The sequence below is a fragment of the Paenibacillus camerounensis genome (genome assembly GCF_000723885.1).
GTDB classification, from domain to species: Bacteria; Bacillota; Bacilli; order Paenibacillales; family Paenibacillaceae; genus Paenibacillus_AQ; species Paenibacillus_AQ camerounensis.
Genome location: NZ_CCDG010000055.1, coordinates 50,854 through 74,130, shown reverse-complemented (window position 1 = coordinate 74,130; position 23,277 = coordinate 50,854). Strand labels below are relative to the sequence as shown.

Genomic DNA, 23,277 nt, shown 5'->3' with positions numbered 1-23,277 from the left:
CTATATGGTAGTTTGTGTACCCGCATAAAAAAGCCCCGTGGACCTAAGTCCCGGGGCCGCCAAAAATTATGCCGTTACCGAGGAACCTTCAGCAGTGACGCTGCTTAGCCCGTTCACAGTATACTCTTTGCCATGAATTGTGAGTGCTGCCGGCACATCGGTCTCATTGGTAACAGTAATCTGAGCATCGGTTACAGTCACCTTGAGCCGTGAGCCGCGGAACATGATTTTGAACGAATACGAGGTCCAGTGGCCCGGATTGGACGGATTCAGAATCAGCCGGTCTGCCAGCACACGCAATCCGCCGAAGCCGTGTACTACCGACATCCAGGTACCCGCCATACTGGTAGTGTGGCAGCCGTCTTCCGTATCGTTGTTGTAGTTGTCGAGATCCAGCCGGGAGGTACGCAGGTACATCTCATAGGCTTTTTCCTTGTAGCCCAGCTCGCAGGCCAGAATGGCATGGATGCAAGGCGACAGGGAGGATTCATGAACGGTGATCGGCTCATAAAAGTCGAAATTCCGTTTTTTCGTATCCAGGTCATAACGGTCACCCAGGAAATACAGCCCCTGAAGGACATCCGCCTGCTTGATGTAGCAGGAGCGCAGGATGCGGTCCCAGGACCATTTCTGGTTGAGCGGCAGGTTCTCCGGGGCCACTTCCTTCACCGGAATAATCTCCTTGTCGAGGAAGCCGTCCTGCTGCAGGAAGATGCCGAGCTCCTCGTCAGACGGATAGTACATTTTGCCGATGATTTCATTCCACTTGGCCGTTTCGCTGTCCTGCAGCTCCAGCTTATCAGCCAGCTCTGCGTAGCGTGCAGCTTCATTTTCCTGCAGATATTTCAGTGCTTCGAGCGTATATTCCATCGTCCAGGAGGCGATCCGGTTGGTGTACCAGTTGTTGTTGACATTGTTCTCGTATTCGTTCGGGCCGGTAACGCCCAGCATCACATACTGGTCTTTGCGCGGTGCATAATGCACGCGTTCCTCCCAGAAGCGGGAGATTTCGACCAGAACCTCAAGCCCGTATTGGCCGAGATAAGCCTTGTCGCCGGTGTAGTTCACATAGTTGTAGATGGCATGGGCAATTGCCCCGTTGCGGTGAATCTCTTCGAACGTAATTTCCCACTCGTTATGGCATTCCTCACCGTTCATGGTCACCATCGGGTAGAGTGCACCTTTTTTGAAGCCGAGCTTGCGCGCGTTCTCTTTAGCCTTCTCCAGATGCTTATAGCGGTAGATCAGCAGATTGCGGGAAATGCTGGCATCCGCAGTACTCAGATAGAACGGTACGCAATACGCCTCGGTATCCCAGTAGGTGCTGCCGCCGTATTTTTCACCCGTAAAGCCCTTAGGCCCGATGTTCAGACGGTCATCTTCACCGGTATAGGTCTGATTCAGCTGGAAAATATTGAAGCGGATCGCCTGCTGCGCCGACACGTCTCCTTCAATAATAATGTCGCTTTCCTTCCATTTGTCGCCCCATGCAGCAGCCTGCTCGTTCAGCAGGGTAACAAAACCGGCTTCGCGCGCACCCGACAAGGCGCTGTGGGCGGCTTCAACAAGCTGACCCAGGCCGTAATTGCGGGAGGTTACATTGGCGGCATACTTATAAATAACCACCTGGTCGCCGGACTGCACAGAAAGCTTCACTTTGCTGGCTACATATTTTTCCTGTTCAAGCGCTTCGGCGCCACCGGTAAGCTTTTCACCGTTAACCATAATGTCAAAAGTGAAAGCCGAAGTCACATGGAAATCGAGCTTTTTCGTTTTGAGCGTCAGATAGCCGCCTTCCGTGCCGCTCTGCTTCTCCACTTCATTCCAGAACTTCTCGTCATAGTTGGAATCCTTGTTCTTAATATCCCCGTCGAGGTAAGGAGTAACGGTAAGCGTTCCGGCGAAGTTCAGCGGAGTAACCGAGTAACGGATTGCACCGATCTCATGACGGGCCATGCTGACAAAGCGGATGCTCTCCACCTGCACCTGCTTGCCGCCTTCCAGCTCTGCAGTAAAGCTGCGCAGCAGTGTGCCTTCCTTCATATTAAGTACACGGCGGAACTGGGTCACGGTGCTGGCTGCCAGATCAAGCGTTGTGCCGTCAATATCAATGTTGATGCCGATCCAGTTGGTGCTGTTCAGAACCTTGGCAAAATACTCCGGATAGCCGTTTTTCCACCAGCCGACCCGTGTTTTGTCCGGATAGTAGACGCCTGCCATATAGCTGCCCTGCAGGCTGTGGCCGCTGTACTGCTCTTCAAAGTTGGCTCTGCCGCCCATGTAACCGTTCCCGATGCTAAAAACACTTTCGGAAATTTCCTGGGTATGCGGATCAAAGGATTCTTCAATGATGGACCATTCATCAATTTTGAGATATTGTTTCATTGTTATTTGGCTCCTTTTAAATGAGGGATGAAGATATAAGAATGAATCAACGTTTTATTAATTCATTTTATAAAAGAGTAGGGCAGAAACAGTTACATATCACAATTACCGGTTAATATGGGTCAAACCTCTGCAAACCATTCTCCCAGCTTGGCTACGCTGACCTGGGCGAGGGAAGGGACGACTACATTCGCACCGGACAGGGTTTCCGGTGAGCCGATGCCGATGCTGCGCATGCCGGCGCGGGTGGCAGCAAGGATTCCGGCTTCGGCATCCTCGAATACAACGCATTGCTCAGGGGCAATGCCTACCGCCTGTGCGCCCAGCAGGAATACTTCAGGGTCCGGCTTGGCAGCACTGGTGTGTGTACCGTCGATAATGGCGTCGAAATAAGGAGTCAGGCCGGTGTTGTCCAAGATAGTCATTGCATTTTTGCTGGCAGATCCCAAGGCAACCTTGATTCCGGCTTCGCGGCATTCCTGCAGGAAGGAGAGGGCGCCGGGAAGAATTTCGGAGCTGTCCATTTTGGAGATGTATTCGACATAACGGCTGTTTTTCTGTTCGGCGTAGCGGGTTTTGTCCTCATCACTGAATGTAAGTCCGCCGATCTCCAGCAGAATGTCGAGCGATGCGGCCCGGCTGACACCCTTGAGCCGCTCGTTGTCCTGCTCGGTGAATATAAAGCCAAGCTCATCTGCCAATTCTCTCCAGGCGATAAAATGATATTTGGCGGTGTCCACGAGTACGCCGTCCAGATCGAACAGGCAGGCTTTGATTTCTGACATATTGAACCTCCTAATAGTATGGTGAGCTGCGCTTCCGGATATTTTTCGTTCAAACCCGGCTCGGAAGCAGAGGCTAAGTTTGGTGAGCTAGCTACTTTATGTTCTTCGTACACAACTTGCAGCGGAAACGCAGATCAGACTTTGATAGCGCTTGCTTCCTTGTTTGTTTCTTATAGAACTAGCTTCGGAATGATGAGCTTATTTTTGTAGAGTGATCGCCGCATTTTTAGCGCAAACGTTTGTACAATTTTCGAAAAAATAAATGAAGCAAGGGCTCTGCTTCATTTATTCCTGAATCATGGTCATTTCTTCCCTGGAGCATACATGGACGACTCTCTCACGATCAGACGGTGGGGAATAACGAACCGGTTCGTATATCCGGAATCATTGTCCGGCTTCTGAATAGTCTGGATAAGCACCTGGGAAGCCGTATATCCGAGATGATAAATACCGATATCTATACTGCTGATCGGCGGGCTGGATAATTCCGAGAGCGGGATATTGTTAAAGCTGACAATCGCCAGATCCTCGGGCACCTTATATTTCAGTTCATTCAGTCCGCGCAGCACTCCGAAAGAGACCATATCATCGACTGCGACCAGCGCCGTCGGGCGGTTCGGGAGATTCATAAAGAACGACATCGCCCGGTAGCCGCTGTCCTGCAGAAACTCACCCTCCACAATCCATTCCGCACGCATCTCCAGGCCGCTGTTCTGCATCGCTTTGCGGTATCCTTCGAGACGGTCGCGCGACACAATCAGATTGGGAGGTCCGCTGACAAAGCCGATACGCTCATGACCCATGGATATCAGATGATTCGTGGCATCGAAGGCTGCCATAACATTATCGTTATCCACAGACAGTATATCCTCATAGCGGTCGCTCCGTCCCACGAGGACAAAGGGATAGCCGCCGGATTCGAGAAAATCAATAACCGCATCATCTTTACGTGAGTACAGCAGAATAACGCCGTCAACACGGCGTCCCTTGAGCAGGCGGGAAACAGCTTCAAGCTCTTCCTTCTCGTTCGCACCGGAGCTGATCAGTACATCATAGCCGGAACGGCTTGACTGGGTGACGATTCCTCGGATCAATTCCATAAAGAACAGATTGGAGAAAAGCTCCTCAGCCGGCTTAGGCAGGATGATACAGATACTGTTGGTTGTTTTCGAAACCAGGCTCTTTGCCATCATGTTCGGAGTGTAGCCCATTTCCTCCATGATCACTTTAACTTTACGGGAAGTTTCTAGGCTGATTCTGGGATGGCCTGACAACACCCGGGATACCGTGGAGGGAGAAACTCCCGCTTTCTTAGCCACATCCTTAATGGTAACTGTCATAGAAACCTCCTTCATGGAACCGTTTGCTTTACACAGTAATATTAATCGAAGTGCTGATAATTGTAAATAGAGAAAGTCCCGTTACAGGCTGTTTTACGGCGTTTTTGGAATAATCTAAAGGATTTGTGTGTTATTTTTGCATGATTTTACAGCAGGATCAGGCCATTATCCGAAAATAACGGTTTTTCAGAGAAAGGGGGCTGCTAGGCAATAAAATCAGCGAAGTCAGACTGTGCAAACGGTTTTCAATGAAAGAATGTTTTAAATATAGGTAATTTGCTTTACGGTTTGTGCAATTTTGTGCAAATTAACAAGGGAATCAACATAAGTACGAAAGCGAAATAATTATTTAAAATTTATAAATGATTATTGACAACGCTTTAAAGCTAGGATTAATATGGTAACCAGTACTTAAAAGCGCTTACAAGTGCGTTTTTTGTGCAGCAATAGCCAGAATTCTGTTATTTTGCTTGCTGCAGCTTCTTTTAATCATTGTTGCAAACGTTTGCGCTACTTTTATGCCGTTTAGTATTACTGCAGGTATAACAAAAGGAGGATTCAGGCTTACTCCGGTCTAAGCAGCCGAAACGAAGGTGAACCCGTGCAAGACATGGTGCAATCCCGCGCAGAGCGGAAATAATCTCATATTAGGGGGGCTTTTTGGAATGAAAATGGCTTCATGGAGCAAAAAGGCGTTTGCCATCAGTATGATTATCGTTCTGGTGTGCTCCTATTTCAGCTTTCCGGCATCTAAGGTACAGGCAGCAGCAACCAGGGCAGTTCTGGTAGGCTCGCTTCAGTCCGAGCTGTCTACGGAGACCAGCCAGACAGGCGACTGGAATCCGGATACTACGGTTACTGAAATGACTTATCTGGACAACGGCACTTATGTGTTCACTGGAACACTGCCGGCGGGCACTTATGAATATAAGGTTGCGCTAAACGGCAAGTGGGATGAAAGCTACGGCTACAGCAGCTATACCAATCCTCAGGGCGTAGACAAAGACGGCAATATTTTGCTTACGCTGGCTGCTGAAGCTCAGGTGACTTTTTATTACAACGATATTACCAAAAAAATTGCCGATTCCACGTACTACACCCTGCATACAAAGGATAAGCTGCCTAGACTGACAGGCTCCCTGCAGACGGAACTGGGGGATGCACACGATCATTCTGCGGCAGACGCCCGGACATTACTTGCAGATGCTAATTTTGATAACGTTTACGAGACTACGGTGAATCTGCCTGCGGGCGATTATGTGTACCAGATCTTCGTGCCGGGAGCATCCGCAGCTGAGGATACAAGCTATCCTGCTGCAGAACTTACGCTTGCGCTGCCGGCAAATCTTCCGGTTACCTTCCAGTTCAATGCTCAGACTTACGCGGTGAATGCCAAATTCATAGCACCGGTCGATCCGGGCACTGTAACGCCTGTTCCGGAAGGAAACCTGCGGATTCACTACAACCGTACAGCCGGTGATTACGCTGATCAGGGTCTGTGGCTATGGGATGATGTAGCTGCAGGCTCGTCCGGCTGGCCGGGTGGAGCTACTGCTTTTCCAGAAGGGCAGCTGGATGGCTACGGGGCTTACGTGGATATTCCGCTAAAAGCCGGCGCCAAAAAAATCTCTTTCCTTATCGTTAACCGCGCAAACGAAGCTAAGGACGGCGGAGACAAAACGTTCCTGATCAACACTCCGCAAACGAACGAAATCTGGATTAAGCAGGGCAGTGATGAAGTGACGCCGTACGAACCGGTGACGCTGCCTGCCAATACAGTCCGGATTCATTATATCCGCGCGGATCATAAGCAAAGTGATTTCGGTTTATGGACCTGGGAGGATGTAGCCCAAGCTCCGTCCCAATGGCCAACTGATGCGGTCCGGTTCTCTGATGAGAATACAGACCGTTTCGGTGCTTATGTAGATCTTCCGCTAAAAGAAAATGCCAAGAAGCTGGGCTTCCTTGTCGTGAATCCGTCAAACGAAGCTAAAGACGGCGGAGACAAAGCGTTCAGCCTGCTGGACCGCTACAATCAGCTCTGGATCAAAGAGGGCGATAATACAGTCTATGTCTCGCCGTTTGGTGAGCAGCCTATAGGGCTTGTATCGGCTGAGGTGCTGTCAACGAGTAAGCTGCTGCTCGGCTTCACCCTTACTGACGGACTGGATGCTGCAGCTCTGAAGAGCGCGATCACTGTAACAGACAAGGACGGTGCTCCCGTCAGCATTTCTGCAGTGAAGATCACCGGAACGTCTTCAATTGAAGTGGATACGGAGGCTTTTGACCTGGAGAAGACGCCGCTGAGTGTCACCTATTCAGGCAAAACAGTGTCCGCGTCCAGCGGCTGGAGAATGCTCGATGAAATGTACAATTATACCGGGGATGATCTGGGAGCTACCTATCACGCCGCTGACCAATCAGCAACGCTGAAGCTGTGGGCGCCAGTAGCCAGCTCCGTTATAGTCAACGTGTACAGCAAAACGGATGCAACTAAGGCTGTCGGCCATGTTAGCCTGACACGGGGTGAGCAGGGAGTCTGGTCCACAGTCCTTACGCCGGCAGATATTACAGGAGTCAGCGGTGAGAAGGATGTCCGCGGCTACTATTATCAGTATCAGGTAACCAACAACGGGGTTACCAAGCCTGTGCTTGATCCTTACGCCAAATCAATGGCCGTATTTACTGTTGACTCTGCCGGTGCAGCCGGTCCGGACGGCGATACCGTTGGAAAAGCGGCAATCGTTGATCTGAGCCAGACGAATCCTGCGGAAGTTCATCCTGCAGACATTGAGGGCTATGAAAAACGTGAGGATGCCGTTATCTATGAAGTCCATATCCGGGACTTCACCTCAGATGTCTCCATTGAGAGCAGTCTGGGCGGCGAACGCTGGGGCTCTTATGACGCTTTTGCCACTAAGCTGGATTACATCAAATCAATGGGGGTAACCCACATTCAGCTTCTCCCGGTAATGGCCTGGTATTACGGGGACGAAACGAAGATGAATGAGAGAGAACTGGACTATTATGCGCAAAACAATGAGTATAACTGGGGTTACGACCCGCACAGCTATTTCTCTCCAGACGGCGCCTATTCAGAAAATCCGGCCGATCCTGAGGAGCGGATCAAGGAGCTGAAGGGCCTGATTGATGCGGTGCATGAGGCCGGAATGGGTGTCATTCTGGACGTCGTGTATACGCATATGGCCAAAAAAGACTTCCTGGACGACATCGTTCCGAACTATTATGCGTTCCAGGATGCGAACGGTAATTTTATCGGCGGCTTCGGCAATAATCTGGCCACCAATCACAAAATGGCCGAGAAGCTGATGATTGATTCCGTCAAATACTGGTTCAGCGAGTACAAAATCGACGGCATGCGCTGGGATATGATGGGCGATGCCACACAGGATGCGGTGCAGGCGGCCTATGATGCGGCTCAGGCCATTAATCCGCAGGCGCTGTTTATCGGCGAAGGCTGGGTTACGTTCGGCGGCGCGGCTTCTGACCCGTCACTTGCCGGCCAGGGTGCCGACCAGCAGTGGATGGACAAAACAGACAGCGTTGGCGTCTTCTCTGATGAGTTCCGTAATGAGCTGAAATCAGGCTTCGGATCGGAAGGCGAGCCGAGATTTATTACAGGCGGAGCGCGCTCCATTGCGACCATCCTGAATAATATCAAAGCCCAGCCGTCCAACATTCCGGCGGATGATCCGGGCGATGTAGTCCCTTATATTGAGGCCCATGACAATCTGACCCTGCATGATGTCATTGCCCAGTCCATTAAGAAGGACCCTGCGATTCCGGCCAATGAGCTGGAAATCCAGCAGCGGATTCGTCTTGGCAATACGCTGGAGCTGACTTCCCAGGGTACGGCCTTTATGCAGGCCGGCCAGGAATACGGCCGTACGAAGCAGTGGCTGGGTACAAATGTGCCCGAACAGAAGTATACCGAGATGAAGGATTTGAGCGGCCAGTCCTTTGGCTATTTTATCCATGACTCTTATGATTCCTCAGATGCTGTTAATATGTTCGACTGGTCTAAAGTAACGGATGAAGTGAAGTATCCGGTGCAGAATACGACCAAGGATTACACAGCAGGTCTTATTCAGCTCAGAAAGTCCTCAGATGCCTTCCGCCTTGGTGACAAGAGTCTGGTGGACTCCAATGTTACGCTGATTCAGGCGCCGGAAATGAAGGCGACGGATCTCGTAATCGGCTACAAAAATAAAGCAACTGACGGCACAGGCATGTACTATGTGTTCGTCAATGCTGATGATGAAGCAAGAGTGCTCACGTTGTCAGAGGATCTTACTAAAGGTACCGTGCTGGCTGATGATGATCAGGCAGGCGTGACAGCCATTCCGGCTGAAGAGCAGACCGGATTTGCGCTCACCGGAACATCGATTCAGCTCCAGCCGCTTACTGCAGTAATTATCCGTATGGATGCAGCGGCAGCCGTGTTCACTACGGTAGAAGCGGACAGCGCAGCCTATTCTTTACAGGTAGGCACAAGTCATCAGACAGCTGCCTATGCAAAATATGACGATGGAAGCAAACGGAATATTACGAAAGCAGCAGTCTATACTTCCGATAAACCGGAAGTAGCCGGCGTATCCGCTCAGGGTGTTGTGACCGGACATAAAGCCGGAACAGCCCATATTACTGTTACTTACGGCGGCAAGTCAACGGTCGTAACGGTTAAAGTAGTCACTGAGACAGTGGACAACAAACGTTATGTTGAATTTACCTATGTGCGGGCAGACGAAGATTATTCCGGCTGGAATATCTGGGTCTGGAACACAGGCGCGAAGAATGACCAGATTGATTTCACCACCTTCAAGGAGGGGGAAGCCAGTGTTCTGATCGAAGTTGCCCAGAATGCCACAAGTGTAGGCTTTGTACTGCGCAAGGGCACTGACTGGAATACAGGCAAGCAGGACTATCCGGATGACCGGGTCATTCCGCTGACGGCAGGCGAGAGCTATACAAAGGTCATTGTAACTAGCATGGTGAAGGAGCTGGATATCAAGCCGTTTATCAGCGGACCAGTGATGAAGGACGGAACAATCACCTTCATGTACCGTGATGAAGCGCTGTTCCGCAGCGGCAACCAGCAGGAGATTGAGGCTGTCACTGTAAAAGTGAATGGTACCGAACATCCGATGGTCTATGATGCCGTAAATGAATGGTTCAGCTATCAGCTTACTGGCGTAGAGACAGGAACCTATAAATACACCTTCCTGGTCACCAAAGACGGGGCTGTTGAAGAACTGGCTGATCCGAAAAATAACGCCGGCGGCGAATCTTCAGTAACCTACCACAAACCTGAAGTTACCGTTACGGCAACAGCAGCACCGCAGGCGGTTAACTCTAACGATAATGCAGTAATTTCCGTTACTGCCGCTTCCGATGAGGAGGTCTCCTATAAGGACGGTTATATGGATCTCACTGCGCTGGGCGGGCCGGCTAAGGTCCAGATTGATACCAGTCTGATGAAGCAGACGGTTGCCGTGAAGGATACAGTGGCGGCGGGGGTTAAATCCATTCCGGTTACACTTGTGGACGAATACGGCAATACGCATAAAGGCTCAGCTACACTTGAAGTCAAAGCCAGAACCTACAGCGGGGATAAGCTTGACTTTGACTGGGATGAGGCGCGGATTTATTTTGCGCTGACTGACCGGTTTGCCGATGGGGACCCGACGAATAATGAGAATGTGGACAAAAGCCATCTGGAGGCTTACCACGGCGGCGATTTCCGTGGTATGATCGACCATCTCGATTATCTTAAGGAGCTTGGCATCAATACGCTGTGGATTACGCCGGTTGTCGATAACATCGACTTCAATAAAGGCACCGGCTTCGGCGGTATTCAGTACGGCTACCATGGCTATTGGGCCAAGGATTTCACACAGCTTGATGAGCATCTGGGTGATATGGAAACCTTCAAGGAATTAATAGAGAAGGCGCATGACCGCGGCATTAAGATTATGGTCGATGTTGTTCTTAACCATACAGGCTATGGCCTGAAGGAGAGCGACAACGTTGAAGGAGTCACTGCTGAAGATAAAGCGCGCTTCGAGGGCATGCTCCGCACAGACGGTGTATCCTCGGACACCGATCCGATCAAGGGTGAACTGGCCGGACTGCCGGACTTCAAGACAGAAGATCCTGCGGTGCGCCAGCAGATTATTGACTGGCAGACCGGCTGGCTTGACAATGCGCGGACGGAGCGCGGAGATACGATTGACTACTTCCGCGTGGATACCGTCAAGCATGTAGAGAGCACAACCTGGAAAGCATTCAAAAATGCACTGACTGCCATCGACCCTGAATTCAAGCTGGCCGGTGAATACTTCGGCGGAACCATCGACAGTGACGGCGGAAATCTGCAGTCCGGGCAGATGGACAGTCTGCTTGACTTCGGCTTCAAGGGTGCAGCGAAAAGCTTCACCGACGGCAAAATTACGGAAGTCGATGCTTATCTGCAGGACCGTGAATCTAAGCTCGATAATACGAAGACTATGGCCCAATTCCTGAGCAGCCATGACGAGAACGGCTTCCTCTCCGATTATGTGGGCGGGGATCAGGGCAAGCTGATGATCGCTGCAGCACTGCAGATTACGGCTAAAGGCCAGCCGGTGATTTATTACGGCGAAGAGCTTGGCCGTTCCGGCAGCAATGCCGGTGATATGTCCAAGGGAGAGTATAGCGAGAACCGCAGCGATATGCCGTGGGATCAGCTGACAGCTCAGCAGGATCTGCATGACCACTATCAGAAGCTGCTTAATATCCGTGCTGACTTCTCCAAGGTATACTCCAAGGGAACACGCACGACACTGGCTGGCTCCGATGAGCTTGGTTATCTGGCCTTTAACAAGCAATACGGAGATGATAACGTAGTAACCGTTATTAACACGAAGACAGAAGCTGTAGCGCTAAGCCTGTCTGTCCCGTTTGCCGCTGGAGCGGCGGTCAAAGATGTATACAGCGGCAAGACATATACCGTATCGGCTGACCGGAAGGTGGAAGTTGAGCTTCCCGGCAGAGATAGCGGAGGGACGGTTATCCTGGCAGCAGTGCCGGATGTAACACCAACACCTTCACCGCTTCCCGGATCGGGCTCTGGTGTAACGCCTGTGCCTGCACCGGCCGCCGGCACACAAATCGTTAATGCAGACAGTCTGAAGAACGGAAAGGACGGCAAAGTGACCATTGAGGTTGCTGCGTCGGCTTCGACAGTCCTGCTGCCTGTTCAGGCCGGTACAGAGCTGGGTACCAATAATCTTGAGCTCCGGATGGGTGAGCTTAGTGTAACCGTGCCTAATGCGGTATTACTGGAGCTCCAGAAGTCTCTCGGTGCTGCAGATGCTGAAGGTGCACAGATCCGGTTTACTGCCGATCCGTTACCCGATAGTGCAGTCACCTCAATGCTTAACGGGCTGAGTAACGGGTACACCCGAATAAACGCAGCTTCTGAGATGTATGACTTCTCGCTGTCTGTTGTCAAAAAGGACGGCACCAGTATCCCTGTTTCTTCATTCACGGTACCGGTTGAGCTATCCTTTAAGCTAAGCGGGAACGCCGATAAAGACCTGACAGGCGTGTTCTATGTAGGTGATAACAATAGTCTGGAATATGTCCGCGGCTCGGTTAGCGGAGAGTGGATAACAGCGAAGGTAATGCATTTCAGCAAATATGCTGCACTTGTGCTGGACAAATCCTTTGCGGATGTCCCGGCTTCACACTGGGCTTCCCAGGCTATTAAGGCACTCAGTGCCAAACAGATTGTAACAGGAGTATCAGCGTCTGCGTTCAATCCGGGTGCGGATGTTACCCGTGCAGAATTTACGGCATTGCTGATCCGGGCGCTTGGCATCGAAGCTGCAGGCCAGACAGCCTTCATTGATGTGAAGGCGAATGCCTGGTATGCCCCTTATGTGGCGGCAGCTGTAAGCCAGGGCATTGTATCTGGCCGCAGCGCAGCGCAGTTTGCACCGGATGCGGAGATCAGCCGTGAAGAAATGGCGGCAATGCTGATCCGGGCCCTTGAAGTGAAACAGGGTCAAAAGGTAAGCTTGAGCTCAGCTTCCGCAGGCTTTACGGATGCGGGCAGCATCGGCGCATGGGCAGCGGCGTACGTGAATGCAGCCGCAGAGCTTGGTCTGGTGCAGGGCAGAGACAACAACCGCTTTGCCCCAAAAGCCAACATGACCCGCGCCGAAAGCGCACAGGTTATTTACAAATTGCTGGCTGAGTAGAAGATTTAGCGTTAGACAACGCAAGCAGCGATCCTCGTGATGGGGACCGCTGCTTTGTGTTGTTGAAATTGTTGAGGTTGTTGAGTAGTTGAGTTGTTGAGGTTGTTAAGTTGTTGGGTTGTTGGGTTGTTGGGTTGTTGAGGTTGTTGGGTTGTTGAGGTTGTTGAGTTGTTGAGTTGTTGTAACTGTGTTGAGATGTCGGGATGTTGAGATGTCGGGATGTTGAGATGTCGGGATGTTGAGTTATTGTTGTTTTGTTTTAGAGCGAGTAATTACTTTCATTGGCTGGACTGGTATGCAATACGATACTACGGTCTTTCACCGTAGGCTGTCACCGTTTGCTTTTACTATTGCTCATACTTATGCTTGAACGCATCCTGGCCCGCGCACCAAACAGCCCTCTTCAAATGTTGAAGAAGGCTGTTTGCCATGTATTGTTCGAGTAACTAAGGCTTTGTTAGAGCAAATGTAAGGGGGCGTGTGCTGAAGGTTGGCGCTGTTTGAAATAAGTGGATTTTCGCATCTTAATCCTTTAACAATTGAGTTGTTTAAGAGTATAGGTGGAAAATCGCCACTTATTTTGCCAAAATTAGCCCTAAAGGTGGTTTTGGACTGAATTAGATGGCCTTTTTCCACCTAATTATCAGAATTATTGAAAAATGATAAAATTAGGTGGCAAAAATCCAACTATAGATAGATTGAGCTTGAAAATACAAGTTAAGGGCAAGTGGCGGCGGAGAATTTTGGAACTGTAGATGCACTAACGACAGCCTGAGAGCTTCTCGCCGAACAGCCCGCTACAGAAATATAGGCAGTCTGCAGATTTCCAGTGCAAATTGCGGTTCTAATCAAGAAATCTGCAGCAGGGCAGCTGCCGGAAGCTCAAACATTCTCTGCGGATACGTTAAATCCCAGAACAACAAGAAGAATAGTTCAGGCTACAAAACGGCCTTAATTACTGTATATCCGTAAGCCGGCAGCTTCACGGACAGCATACCGCGTTCAGCACGCAGGGAATCACCGGTGAACAGGTTCTCCCAGCTGCGCTCCTCAACATTAAGCCGGAAGGTCTGTGCGGTTTCCTCCGTATTCATCAGGACGATGATGATATCGTCACCCTGACTGCGTTCATAAGCGAGCTTGCTGCCGCCGCGGCCGGCTTCCAGGAATCTGAAGGCACCGCTGCGCAGGGCCGGATGGCTGCTGCGGACTGCAATCAGCTTCTGATAGAAGCTGAAGAGGTCACGGTCCTGCTTGGCAGGGTCCCATTCCATGCATTTCCGGCAGCCCGGATCATTGTCGCCGTCCATGCCGACCTCATCGCCGTAGTAAATACATGGTGTGCCCAGGAAGGTGAACTGGAACAGCGCCGCCAGCTTGAATTTTTTCTTGTCGCCGCCGGCCAGGGTTAAGAGGCGGGCAGTGTCGTGGCTGTCCAGCAGATTGAAGGCAACCTCGCTGGCCTGCAGCGGATAGCGTGACAACTGCTTGCCGATCGCATTTGCGAAGGCTTCGGCATCAAGCGTGCCGCTGATAAAGAAGTCGAGCACGGCGTCGGTGAACGGGTAATTCATTACGGCATCGAACTTGTCACCCTCCAGCCAAGGTGCCGATTCATGCCAGATTTCACCGAGAATATAAGCCTCGGGATTGGCAGCCTTGACAACCTTGCGGAACTCGCGCCAGAAGCCGTGATCCACCTCGTTCGCCACATCCAGGCGCCAGCCGTCAATCCCGACCTCCTTGATCCAGTATTCTGCAACCTTCAGCAAGTATTTTTTTACTTCAGGATTCTCTGTATTGAGCTTCGGCATGTGCGGTTCAAAAGAAAAGGCATCATAGTTAGGGATGTTATCGATTACCTGCAGAGGGAACTCGCGGACGTGGAACCAGTCCTTATAGCGGGAGTTCTCCCCATGCTCCAGCACATCCACGAACGGGGCAAAGGTTCTGCCCGAGTGGTTAAACACAGCGTCCAGCAAGATGCGGATTCCGCGTTCGTGACAGGCGTTAACCAGCTTTTTAAGCATCTCCACATCGCCGAAATGAGGATCCACCTGCATATAATCTTCCGTATCGTATTTATGATTGGTGGTGCCGGTAAAGATCGGCGTGAAATAGATTCCGTTAATACCAAGCTCCGTCAGATGATCGAGGTGATCCATCACGCCCTGCAGATCTCCGCCGAAGAAATTATCAGGTGTCGGGGTTTCTCCCCAAGGCTGCACATTGTCAGGATTCAGGCTGGCATCACCGTTCGCAAAACGCTCCGGAAAAATCTGATAAAAGACAGTATCCTTAACCCAGGCAGGAGGAGTGAACACATCCCCACGGTTAATGTACGGAAATTCAAACAGCCGGTTCGGGTTGGCCGGCCGTTCTGTCTGAAAATCACTTTCTGTCATCCAGATGCGCTCATGCCCCTTTTGCAGGAGAAAACCGTATTTCAGGCGGCGGTACAGCGGAACGGATTCACATTCCCAGTAATCAAACATAGCGTCACTGGTGAACAGCTTCATCGGAATCAGCTCTTTGGTGGTATCCCATGCATATTTATCACCGGCCCAGGCGAATACTTCTGTTAAATCTCCTTTTTTGGCACGCAGCCGGAGATGGATGGTTTCATAATCATAGGCATAAGACCAGTTCAATCGCGGGCGGTGATATACAGCTTCTAGTAACATAATAATTCCTCCTAAAAGTTTTGTGAGCTGTGCTTCCTGAAATTCTTCGTACAAAACTGGCTTCGAAAGCATTGGCTTAAGTTTTGTGAGCTGTGCTTCCTGAAATTCTTCGTACAAAACTGACTTCGAAAGCATTGGCTTAAGTTTTGTGAGCTTAGCATGATATGGTTATGTAAGAGGTTGTAAGTGCCAGGGATGGCGCTGTGCCTGTATGGCACGCATTTTGCGCCGCAGCTGGCACAGGATCACCTGAATTCGCCCATAGCAAAAAGGCACAACTTCAGCATAAGCTTGTCCGAGGTTGTCCCTGATAAGTAACATTGCCTTTTAATTGTTGTAAGAACAAGGGCGCATGATCCAATGCCGCCGGCTGGGCCGGTGCTCATAATGGTTTGGATTATAGCATGGAATAAATGGCCGTACAATACTATTGTACAAACCATTGCACTATTTTTCACGAGCAGCAGCCTTATTCCGGACTCGAAAAAAGAATTTCAGCCCGCTAATCCCCGGTTTTTATTGAAGAAGAAACGTATTTTGGATAAACCGCATGATTTTATTGCTGTTATTAGCAGTAAATCAGAGCAATCATGTGAATTCAAGAGATATATTAGTGTTAACGCGTGTTAAAAACGTTAAATGGGCGAATACACACTGTGCAAACGTTTTAACAATTAAGATTACTGTTGTATTATGAAATTATGAATGAAGCGCTTTCTAGAACTTGTTGAAGCGTATTCAGAAGTGTGGTTCACTGGCATACACCTTTTTTTTGGAACTTCTGAAATCGTTTGCGCACGTTCTGCAGCATCATTAAGGCTACAAAAAGCGATTTACAAAATCGGGAGGGGTTAAAGTAATGAAGTTGAAAAAACTCATGGTCATCACCGCAGCAGTATCCATGGCAGCATCCATCACGGCATGCGGCTCCAACAACAACGGGGGAAATGCAGCAGCAACAAATGCTCCGGCGGACACAACAGCTACTAATGCACCAGCTACAAACAGCGGCGAGGCTGTAAGCGGTGAGGTTGTTCCTGAAGAAGGCGCATCGCTGGTTGTCTGGGAAAGTAAAGAAGAGAGAGTATTTGCAGAAGAAATTGCTAAACAGTTCACTGAGAAATACAACGTTCCGGTCAAAATTGAAGAGATTCCGCCGCCGGATCAAGTTGGCAAGCTGACACAGGACGGACCTTCCGGACTGGCTGCAGACGTTATTCTGATTCCGCATGACAATCTTGGTAAAGCTGCAAGTGCGAGCCTGCTGCTGCCAAACGATATTTTTGCAGAGCAGACCAAAGCTGACAATACTGAAGCATCCATCGTAGGTTCCTCTTATGACGGTGAACTGTACGGCTATCCTAGAGCCGCTGAAACTTATGCCCTCTACTACAATAAGACACTGTTGCCTGAGGCACCGAAATCCTTTGATGACGTTCTGGCCTTCAGCAAGACATTCACTAACAAAAACGAGAACAAATACGGCATTATGTGGGAAGTCGGCAACATGTACTACGGCTACACCTTCATTGCTACTACCGGCGGCTACCTGTTCGGTAAAGATGGTACTGACAAGGATGATATCGGCCTGAACAACGAAGGGGCTATCGAAGGTCTGACTGCACTTGCTAAATTGAAGGAAGCATTGCCGATCAAGAGCGGTGATATCAGCGCCGACATCAAGCGCAGCCTGTTCACTACCGGCGATGTAGCCATGGACATCACTGGTCCTTGGGAACTTGCAGCATATAAAGAGGCACTTGGTGACAACCTGGGTGTTGCTCCGGTTCCGACTATTAACGGCAAAACGGCCATTACCTTCTCCGGTATTAAAATTTTCGGAGTTAACGCTTATACGCAATATCCGAACGCAGCCAAGCTGTATGCCCACTTCGCTTCCAGCAAGGACTCTCAGCTGGCCCTGAACAAGCTGGTTGGTTCCATTCCTACTAACAATGAAGCACTGGCAGATCCGCAAATTACGGGTGACCCTTATGTATCCGCATTTGCTGAGCAGGCTAAGAGCTCACAGCCAATGCCTTCCATCCCTGAAATGGGCAACGTATGGGCTCCTGTAAATGCGGCGCTTCCGGAAATCTGGGATAACAATGCTGATCCAAAAACAGCAATGGACAAAGCAGTAGAGCAGATTAAAGACCTTAACAACGGTGCCCAGTAAAATCCTGAGTACTCAGCAGTGAATAACTAATAGCAAACTGTGGAATCAAATCGCCCGCCGAAGCCTCACCGGCGGGCAGTTTCCTGAATTCCGCGCGGAGAGGAGAACGGAAGGGAAATGCAGCGACACCGTACGAGAGCCGCAATACTGTCGACCGTATTTATGGGATTGGGACAAATATATAACCGCCAATTCATCAAAGGTCTTATCTTCTTAGCAGTTGAGGCGTTAGGCCTTATTTATTTCATCAATAACCTGGGAAGAGCCTTTTGGGGCATCTTCACATTAGGAGATTCTCCAAGCCGTCTTGAGAAAGTAAACGGCATAGCCAAAATGGTCACGGGTGACCACTCCATCTTCCTTATGATTGAGAGTCTGATTACCCTCCTGTTTTTCATCATCATTCTGTTTGCCTGGTATATTAACATTAGAGATGCTTATAAGATCGGAGCGGCACGCGATGCCGGTCTTGAATCCAATACATTCAAGCAAACGGTCAGATATATTCTTGATTATAAGTTTGCCCAAACGTTTCTGATTCTTCCTGGGATAGGCATTTTATTCTTCACCATTATGCCGATTATTTTTATGATCATGCTGGCATTCACCAACTTTTCAGCACCAGATCATATCCCGCCTGCCAGACTGGTAGACTGGGTTGGTTTTGAAACCTTCCGTAATTTGCTGGTCCTAAAAACCTGGAGCCATACTTTTTATGGAGTATTAACGTGGACGATCATCTGGGCGGTGCTCTCGACGGTCACTACATACTTCGGCGGCATACTTGTGGCGCTGCTGGTTAACCAGAAGGGGATCCGCTTCAAAGGACTATGGAGAATTATTCTGATTGTTCCTTATGCCGTTCCGCAGATGATTTCGCTTCTGCTCATGCGTAACCTGTTCAACGGGCAGTTTGGTCCGATCAACCAGTATCTGGGTTATTTCGGTCTTGGCGGCCTGCCGTGGCTGACCGACCCGTTCTGGGCTAAAGTGACGGTTATCCTCGTAAATATGTGGGTGGGTATACCGGTATCCATGCTGCTGGTTATGGGTGTACTGACTACTATTCCGCGTGATATGTATGAAGCTGCTGAAGTAGACGGCGCTACAAACTATCAGAAATTCCGGATCGTCACCCTGCCGATGATTCTTTTCTCAACCGCACCGACACTGATTATGCAGTTTGCCGGTAATATCAATAACTTTAACGCCATTTACCTGCTGACAGGCGGTGCACCGGTTAACGGTAATTATCAATATGCCGGTTCAACCGACTTGCTCGTTACATGGCTCTATAAATTAACGGCTGACCAGAACAAAAATAATATGGCTTCCGCAATCGGGATTATCATCTTTATCATTGTGGCCGGATTCTCCCTGTACAATTACCGCCGGACCAAGTCATTTAAAGAGGAGGATATGATCCAATGATCGGACGCAAAATTGCAAACTTTGTACGCCTGGCTGGAAGCTACATCATTCTGATTGTTTTGGCGGTTGCAGCACTGTACCCGGCTCTGTGGATTCTGCTGGCCTCTTTCCGTCCGGGTAAATCGCTGTACAGCAAGACGCTGATACCGGAGAAGTTCACAATTTCCCATTACAAAGAGCTGTTTACTTCAGATGTTTATATGTTCGGTACCTGGTACACCAATACGTTGAAAATTGCCGTATTTTCCATGCTGATCGGTGTTCTGCTAACGTTGCTCACCAGTTATGCCCTATCCAGATTCCGGTTCAAAAGCCGCAAGACAACACTGTCAACCCTGCTGATTCTCGGGATGTTCCCGGGCTTCATGAGCATGATTGCCATTTACCTGCTGCTGAAGGAATTCAATCTGCTGGATACACATCTGGCTCTGATTATTGTATATGCGGCGGGGGCGCCGCTGGGCGGAACGCTGATTGCCAAGGGCTTCCTGGATACAATACCGCGTTCGCTGGATGAAGCGGCACGGATCGACGGTGCGAGTAATTTCGGGATTTTCACCAGGATTATCTTACCGCTGTCCCGTCCGATGATCACCTATATGGCGCTGACTCAGTTTGTCGGTCCATGGGTGGACTTCATCTTCGCCAAGCTCGTTCTCCGCACCAAAGAGAACTGGACGGTTGCCGTCGGGATGTGGGATATGGTTAACAGCCAGCAGAATACGAACTTTACACTATTCGCTGCCGGCGCAGTGATGATATCCGTTCCAATAATGATCCTCTTTGGATTCCTGCAACGGCTGCTGGTTGACGGTCTGACCGCCGGTGCAAGCAAAGGATAATACATCACAGCTTCAAATATTCCATGAAAACAGGGTACACCTTTATGAAGTCTGGTAAGGGGGTACCCTGTTTATTTCTGTCATGAGGAGAAGGTGTAATGAAACAGCCGCGAAAGATTCAGTTCAAATCAGTAGGCGTCAAATTGTTTGTTATTCTCTTCTGTACTATAGTTTTGCTGTCCTCAGTCCTGGGGCTGACCTCTTATTATGCTGCCAAGGGCATTATAACGGATGAAGTAGCAGCTGCCTCCTCGCAGTCGATTGTCCAGGCTGCTGACAAGCTGGATTTCCTGTTTGCAGAATATGAAGCGCTATCAAGACAGTTCGCAGTCGATTCTACACTGAAAGCGGATATGGAGCTGGTGAACAATCCGGGAGCCGGAACAGTAGCCAAGGTAGCAGCAGAGGACCGCATCCGTCGTAAGCTTGATTCGGTAAAGGGGTCAGACGACCGCCTGATCGCCATCCGCCTCGTATCCCGAAGTCTGGTAGATGCGCAGTCTTATAAATCAGCCGGAGTCAGTGCTGTCCGCAGCGATGAGGAGATTCAGGCCAGAATGAAGAGGATCGACGAGGGTAAGGGCCAGCCGGTCTGGTTCCCGGTGCTGGCCAAGGGGTTCTTTGAAATGTACAGTGAATCCTCCATGACGATGGGACGGCTGCTGCGCAATATTCAGAATCCCGCTGCAGAATACTATATGCTGATTGAAATCAAGGGCAGCTCCGTGACAGATGTATTGTCTAACCTTCATATCGGACAAGCCGGAGAGATTCGTATCCTGAACCCGGCAGGCCAGATTGTGTACGGAGCAGATAATGCCCTGCTTGGGCAGGACTCATACATAAAGGCTGCGGTACAGCCGGCAGGGGGGCAGGAGCAATCCTTTACAGCCAGTGATGAATCGGGCCAATCCCAGCTGGTGGTCTATCAGCGGCTGGCTACAGCTGACTGGACCCTTATCGGCTATGCTCCGGTCAGTGATTTTACCAGATCCGCTGATAAGCTGCTCTATATTACCTTTGCAGTGGTGCTGGCGGCAGCTCTGATTGCGCTCCTGATCGGTTATATTCTTGTCCGCCTGATCGGACGTCCGCTGGGCAAGCTGGCCCGCCTGATGGAAGAGGGGGAACAGGGCAATCTGCAGGTCCGGACAAATTTCAAGGGTGAGGATGAGATCGGGCGGCTGGGCCACAGCTTCAATAGGATGATGGAGCAGATTTCACTGCTGGCCGGGCAGAGCAGCAGGTCGGCAGCTGAGGTACTGGCGACCTCAGAGCAGCTGGTCAAGGCTTCCGGGGCAACGGCTAGTCATGCAAGAGAGGTTGCCGAGGCAACGGGTGAGATCGCACAAGGGACAGCCAGTCTGGCGGCTGAAGCGGAAGCAGGCAACAGGAATGTGGAACGGATGGGCGGGAAAATGCAAGAGGTAGCCGGGATCAATGCCATTATGGACAGCTCGGCGGAGCGGGTGCTTGACGTAAGTGATCAGGGTGCCGGGCTCATGCAAAAACTGGTGGCACAGAGCGAGTCAACCGTGCAGATGATGAATCTGATTCAGGAGAATTCAGCCATGCTGCAGGAGAGCACTCATCTGATCCGCAGTATCCTGAGTCCGATGATTGCTGTAAACAAGCAGACGAATATCCTCGCACTGAACGCTTCTATTGAAGCAGTCCGTGCAGGTGCAGCCGGGAAAGGCTTTATTGTCATTGCCGATGAGATCAGGGCTCTGGCTAACCAGTCCAGCCAATCCATCCAGTCTGTCTCCAGCATAACGGAAGAGATCAGCCGGCATATAGAGAACACAGTTAAAGTTGTAAGCGAGGCGGACCCGCTGTTCCGGGAGCAGATTACATCTGTGCGGGAATCTTCTATTATATTTGAGAGCGTGCGCAGCGAGATGGAAGCCTTGCTCGGGCTAATCAGCCAATCTTCTGCATCTGTTGCTGAACTGGACAGCTTCCAGCAACAGTTAAGCGAGTCTATGGCAAGCGTCACCTCTGTTGTGCAGCAGACCAGCGCCTCGACCCAGGAGGTAGCGTCGATGTCGTCACAGCAATTCATTGTCAGCGAAGAGCTTGTCGCCCTTTCAGCGAAGCTGGAGGAGCTGGCTGAGAATCTGAAGCAGTCGCTGGTTTCTTTTGAAGGCTGACTATATTATTGTAGAGATCCGCTCCAGATAAAATTTATAGCTGATACACAAGCCTCTGTCTCCGTAGCTGTTATGGATACTGAGGCTTGTTTGCCGGTCAAGGATTATTGTATTGTACAAAGTACAGCTTAGTTTAGCGGTATGAAGGCATTTACCGGTACAGAAGGAAAGGGAGTGGACCGCATGAGTGAGCTGAGCGGAAGCCTGTTTCAGCAGTCTCTGCTTGAAAAAGAATATAGCCCGCATTTTTTTGCCTACTATTATAAGCAGTGGGAGCATTATACGATGCCGTACCATCAGCACAACTCAACGGAAATTATGTATGTTATCTCCGGGAGCTGCACCGTTGAAGTGCGCAGCGGGACTGGCGGGGAGGAGCGGTTCAGACTTAAGCGCAGCGAGCTAATTATCCTTGATGCTAATGTTCCGCACCGGCTGATCGTTGAACCGGACACGGCCTGCCGGATGCTGAACGTAGAATTCGGCTTCGCAGAGCATAAGGGAGTCGTGCCGTCACTCAGCAGTCTGGCCCGCGAAGAGGGGGACCTGGCTGATTTTCTGCAAAAGCCCTTCATCAGTCTGGTGCTCTCTGATCCGGAGGAGGTTTTTCATGTGCTGAAAGCACTGGTGCTTGAGCTTGACCAGCATGGAAAAGAAGGAGGCAGTCTGGTTCAGCTGCTTTTTGCCGAGCTCCTGCTCCGGCTTTCCAGGCTCCGCCGGGAGCGGCTGGTTGCCAGCCAGCAGCCCTCCCAGCTCTACGTGCGGCGGGCTGTCGAATTTCTGCACCAGAATTATGACCGCAGCCTTCAAGCCAGCGAGGTTGCAGCAGCCGTAAATGTGCATCCCGGGTACTTACACCGTATTTTCAAAGCGCAGACTGGCAGAACACTGACGGATTATCTGAACCTGCTGCGGATGGAGAAGGCTAAGATGCTGCTCGCACAAAGCGAGATTCCGGTGGCAGAAATTGCGGATTATGTGGGAATCAGCAGCAGACAGTATTTTCATCTGTTGTTCAAAAAGTATGCCGGTGTCACTCCGGTTGAATATCGTAATGCAATCGAACGTTATTCCTGGAGCGACAACAGCCTGATATCCGATGAAAGGTGAGGATTGTTGACAGTGTGGGACGAAACGGGTCATGATTTTGGTTACGCTTCCGTGTGATATCTTGCTACAATGGACAGGTAGAAGAGCCTATAACGGAGGATGAT

10 protein-coding genes are annotated in these 23,277 nt (G+C 50.3%); 6 read left to right on the top strand and 4 right to left on the bottom strand.

Going from position 1 to position 23,277, the window contains the following annotated elements; translation table 11 throughout:
- Window positions 1–66: 66 nt before the first annotated feature.
- The 3 genes from BN3772_RS20425 to BN3772_RS20415 form a co-directional block, all read right to left on the bottom strand.
- Window positions 67–2,385, bottom strand: coding sequence for a glycoside hydrolase family 65 protein (locus tag BN3772_RS20425; protein WP_042201811.1), 2,319 nt, complete (start codon window positions 2,383–2,385; stop codon window positions 67–69).
- A 122-nt stretch (window positions 2,386–2,507) separates the two neighbouring features.
- Complete coding sequence (gene pgmB, locus BN3772_RS20420) at window positions 2,508–3,170, bottom strand: beta-phosphoglucomutase (protein WP_042201810.1); 663 nt, start codon at window positions 3,168–3,170, stop codon at window positions 2,508–2,510.
- 302 nt (window positions 3,171–3,472) lie between these two features.
- A complete protein-coding gene (locus BN3772_RS20415; RefSeq protein WP_042201809.1) occupies window positions 3,473–4,510 on the bottom strand; it encodes a LacI family DNA-binding transcriptional regulator in 1,038 nt (345 codons plus the stop codon).
- A gap of 665 nt (window positions 4,511–5,175) precedes the next feature.
- Here BN3772_RS20415 and BN3772_RS20410 point away from each other — a divergent pair.
- A complete protein-coding gene (locus BN3772_RS20410; protein ID WP_042201808.1) occupies window positions 5,176–12,774 on the top strand; it encodes a pullulanase in 7,599 nt (2,532 codons plus the stop codon).
- Window positions 12,775–13,712: 938 nt separating this feature from the next.
- Here BN3772_RS20410 and BN3772_RS20405 read toward each other — a convergent pair.
- Window positions 13,713–15,458, bottom strand: coding sequence for an alpha-glycosidase (locus BN3772_RS20405; RefSeq protein ID WP_042201807.1), 1,746 nt, complete (start codon window positions 15,456–15,458; stop codon window positions 13,713–13,715).
- 859 nt (window positions 15,459–16,317) lie between these two features.
- On the opposite strand from BN3772_RS20405, the gene BN3772_RS20395 reads away from it, so the two are divergent.
- The 5 genes from BN3772_RS20395 to BN3772_RS20375 all read left to right on the top strand — a co-directional run bounded on the left by BN3772_RS20395 (window position 16,318) and on the right by BN3772_RS20375 (window position 23,173).
- Window positions 16,318–17,637, top strand: a complete 1,320-nt coding sequence (locus BN3772_RS20395; RefSeq protein WP_042201805.1) for a sugar ABC transporter substrate-binding protein — start codon at window positions 16,318–16,320, stop codon at window positions 17,635–17,637.
- Between the two features lie 117 nt (window positions 17,638–17,754).
- Complete coding sequence (locus BN3772_RS20390) at window positions 17,755–19,068, top strand: sugar ABC transporter permease (RefSeq protein WP_042201804.1); 1,314 nt, start codon at window positions 17,755–17,757, stop codon at window positions 19,066–19,068.
- Window positions 19,065–19,910, top strand: a complete 846-nt coding sequence (locus tag BN3772_RS20385; protein ID WP_209443678.1) for a sugar ABC transporter permease — start codon at window positions 19,065–19,067, stop codon at window positions 19,908–19,910. Before BN3772_RS20390 ends, BN3772_RS20385 begins: the two co-directional genes overlap by 4 nt.
- A gap of 98 nt (window positions 19,911–20,008) precedes the next feature.
- Window positions 20,009–22,063 carry a methyl-accepting chemotaxis protein gene (locus BN3772_RS20380; protein WP_042201803.1) on the top strand — a complete coding sequence of 685 codons (2,055 nt, stop codon included), beginning with the start codon at window positions 20,009–20,011 and terminating at the stop codon, window positions 22,061–22,063.
- 192 nt (window positions 22,064–22,255) lie between these two features.
- Window positions 22,256–23,173, top strand: a complete 918-nt coding sequence (locus BN3772_RS20375) for an AraC family transcriptional regulator (RefSeq protein WP_042201887.1) — start codon at window positions 22,256–22,258, stop codon at window positions 23,171–23,173.
- The last annotated feature ends 104 nt before the right edge of the window (window positions 23,174–23,277 follow it).

What these genes read in the sequence shown, in the direction of transcription:
- BN3772_RS20425 (WP_042201811.1), bottom strand. Translation starts at nt 2,385, where the DNA reads ATGAAACAATATCTCAAAATTGATGAATGGTCCATCATTGAAGAATCC.
- pgmB (WP_042201810.1), bottom strand. Translation starts at nt 3,170, where the DNA reads ATGTCAGAAATCAAAGCCTGCCTGTTCGATCTGGACGGCGTACTCGTG.
- BN3772_RS20415 (WP_042201809.1), bottom strand. Translation starts at nt 4,510, where the DNA reads ATGACAGTTACCATTAAGGATGTGGCTAAGAAAGCGGGAGTTTCTCCC.
- BN3772_RS20410 (WP_042201808.1), top strand. Translation starts at nt 5,176, where the DNA reads ATGAAAATGGCTTCATGGAGCAAAAAGGCGTTTGCCATCAGTATGATT.
- BN3772_RS20405 (WP_042201807.1), bottom strand. Translation starts at nt 15,458, where the DNA reads ATGTTACTAGAAGCTGTATATCACCGCCCGCGATTGAACTGGTCTTAT.
- BN3772_RS20395 (WP_042201805.1), top strand. Translation starts at nt 16,318, where the DNA reads ATGAAGTTGAAAAAACTCATGGTCATCACCGCAGCAGTATCCATGGCA.
- BN3772_RS20390 (WP_042201804.1), top strand. Translation starts at nt 17,755, where the DNA reads ATGCAGCGACACCGTACGAGAGCCGCAATACTGTCGACCGTATTTATG.
- BN3772_RS20385 (WP_209443678.1), top strand. Translation starts at nt 19,065, where the DNA reads ATGATCGGACGCAAAATTGCAAACTTTGTACGCCTGGCTGGAAGCTAC.
- BN3772_RS20380 (WP_042201803.1), top strand. Translation starts at nt 20,009, where the DNA reads ATGAAACAGCCGCGAAAGATTCAGTTCAAATCAGTAGGCGTCAAATTG.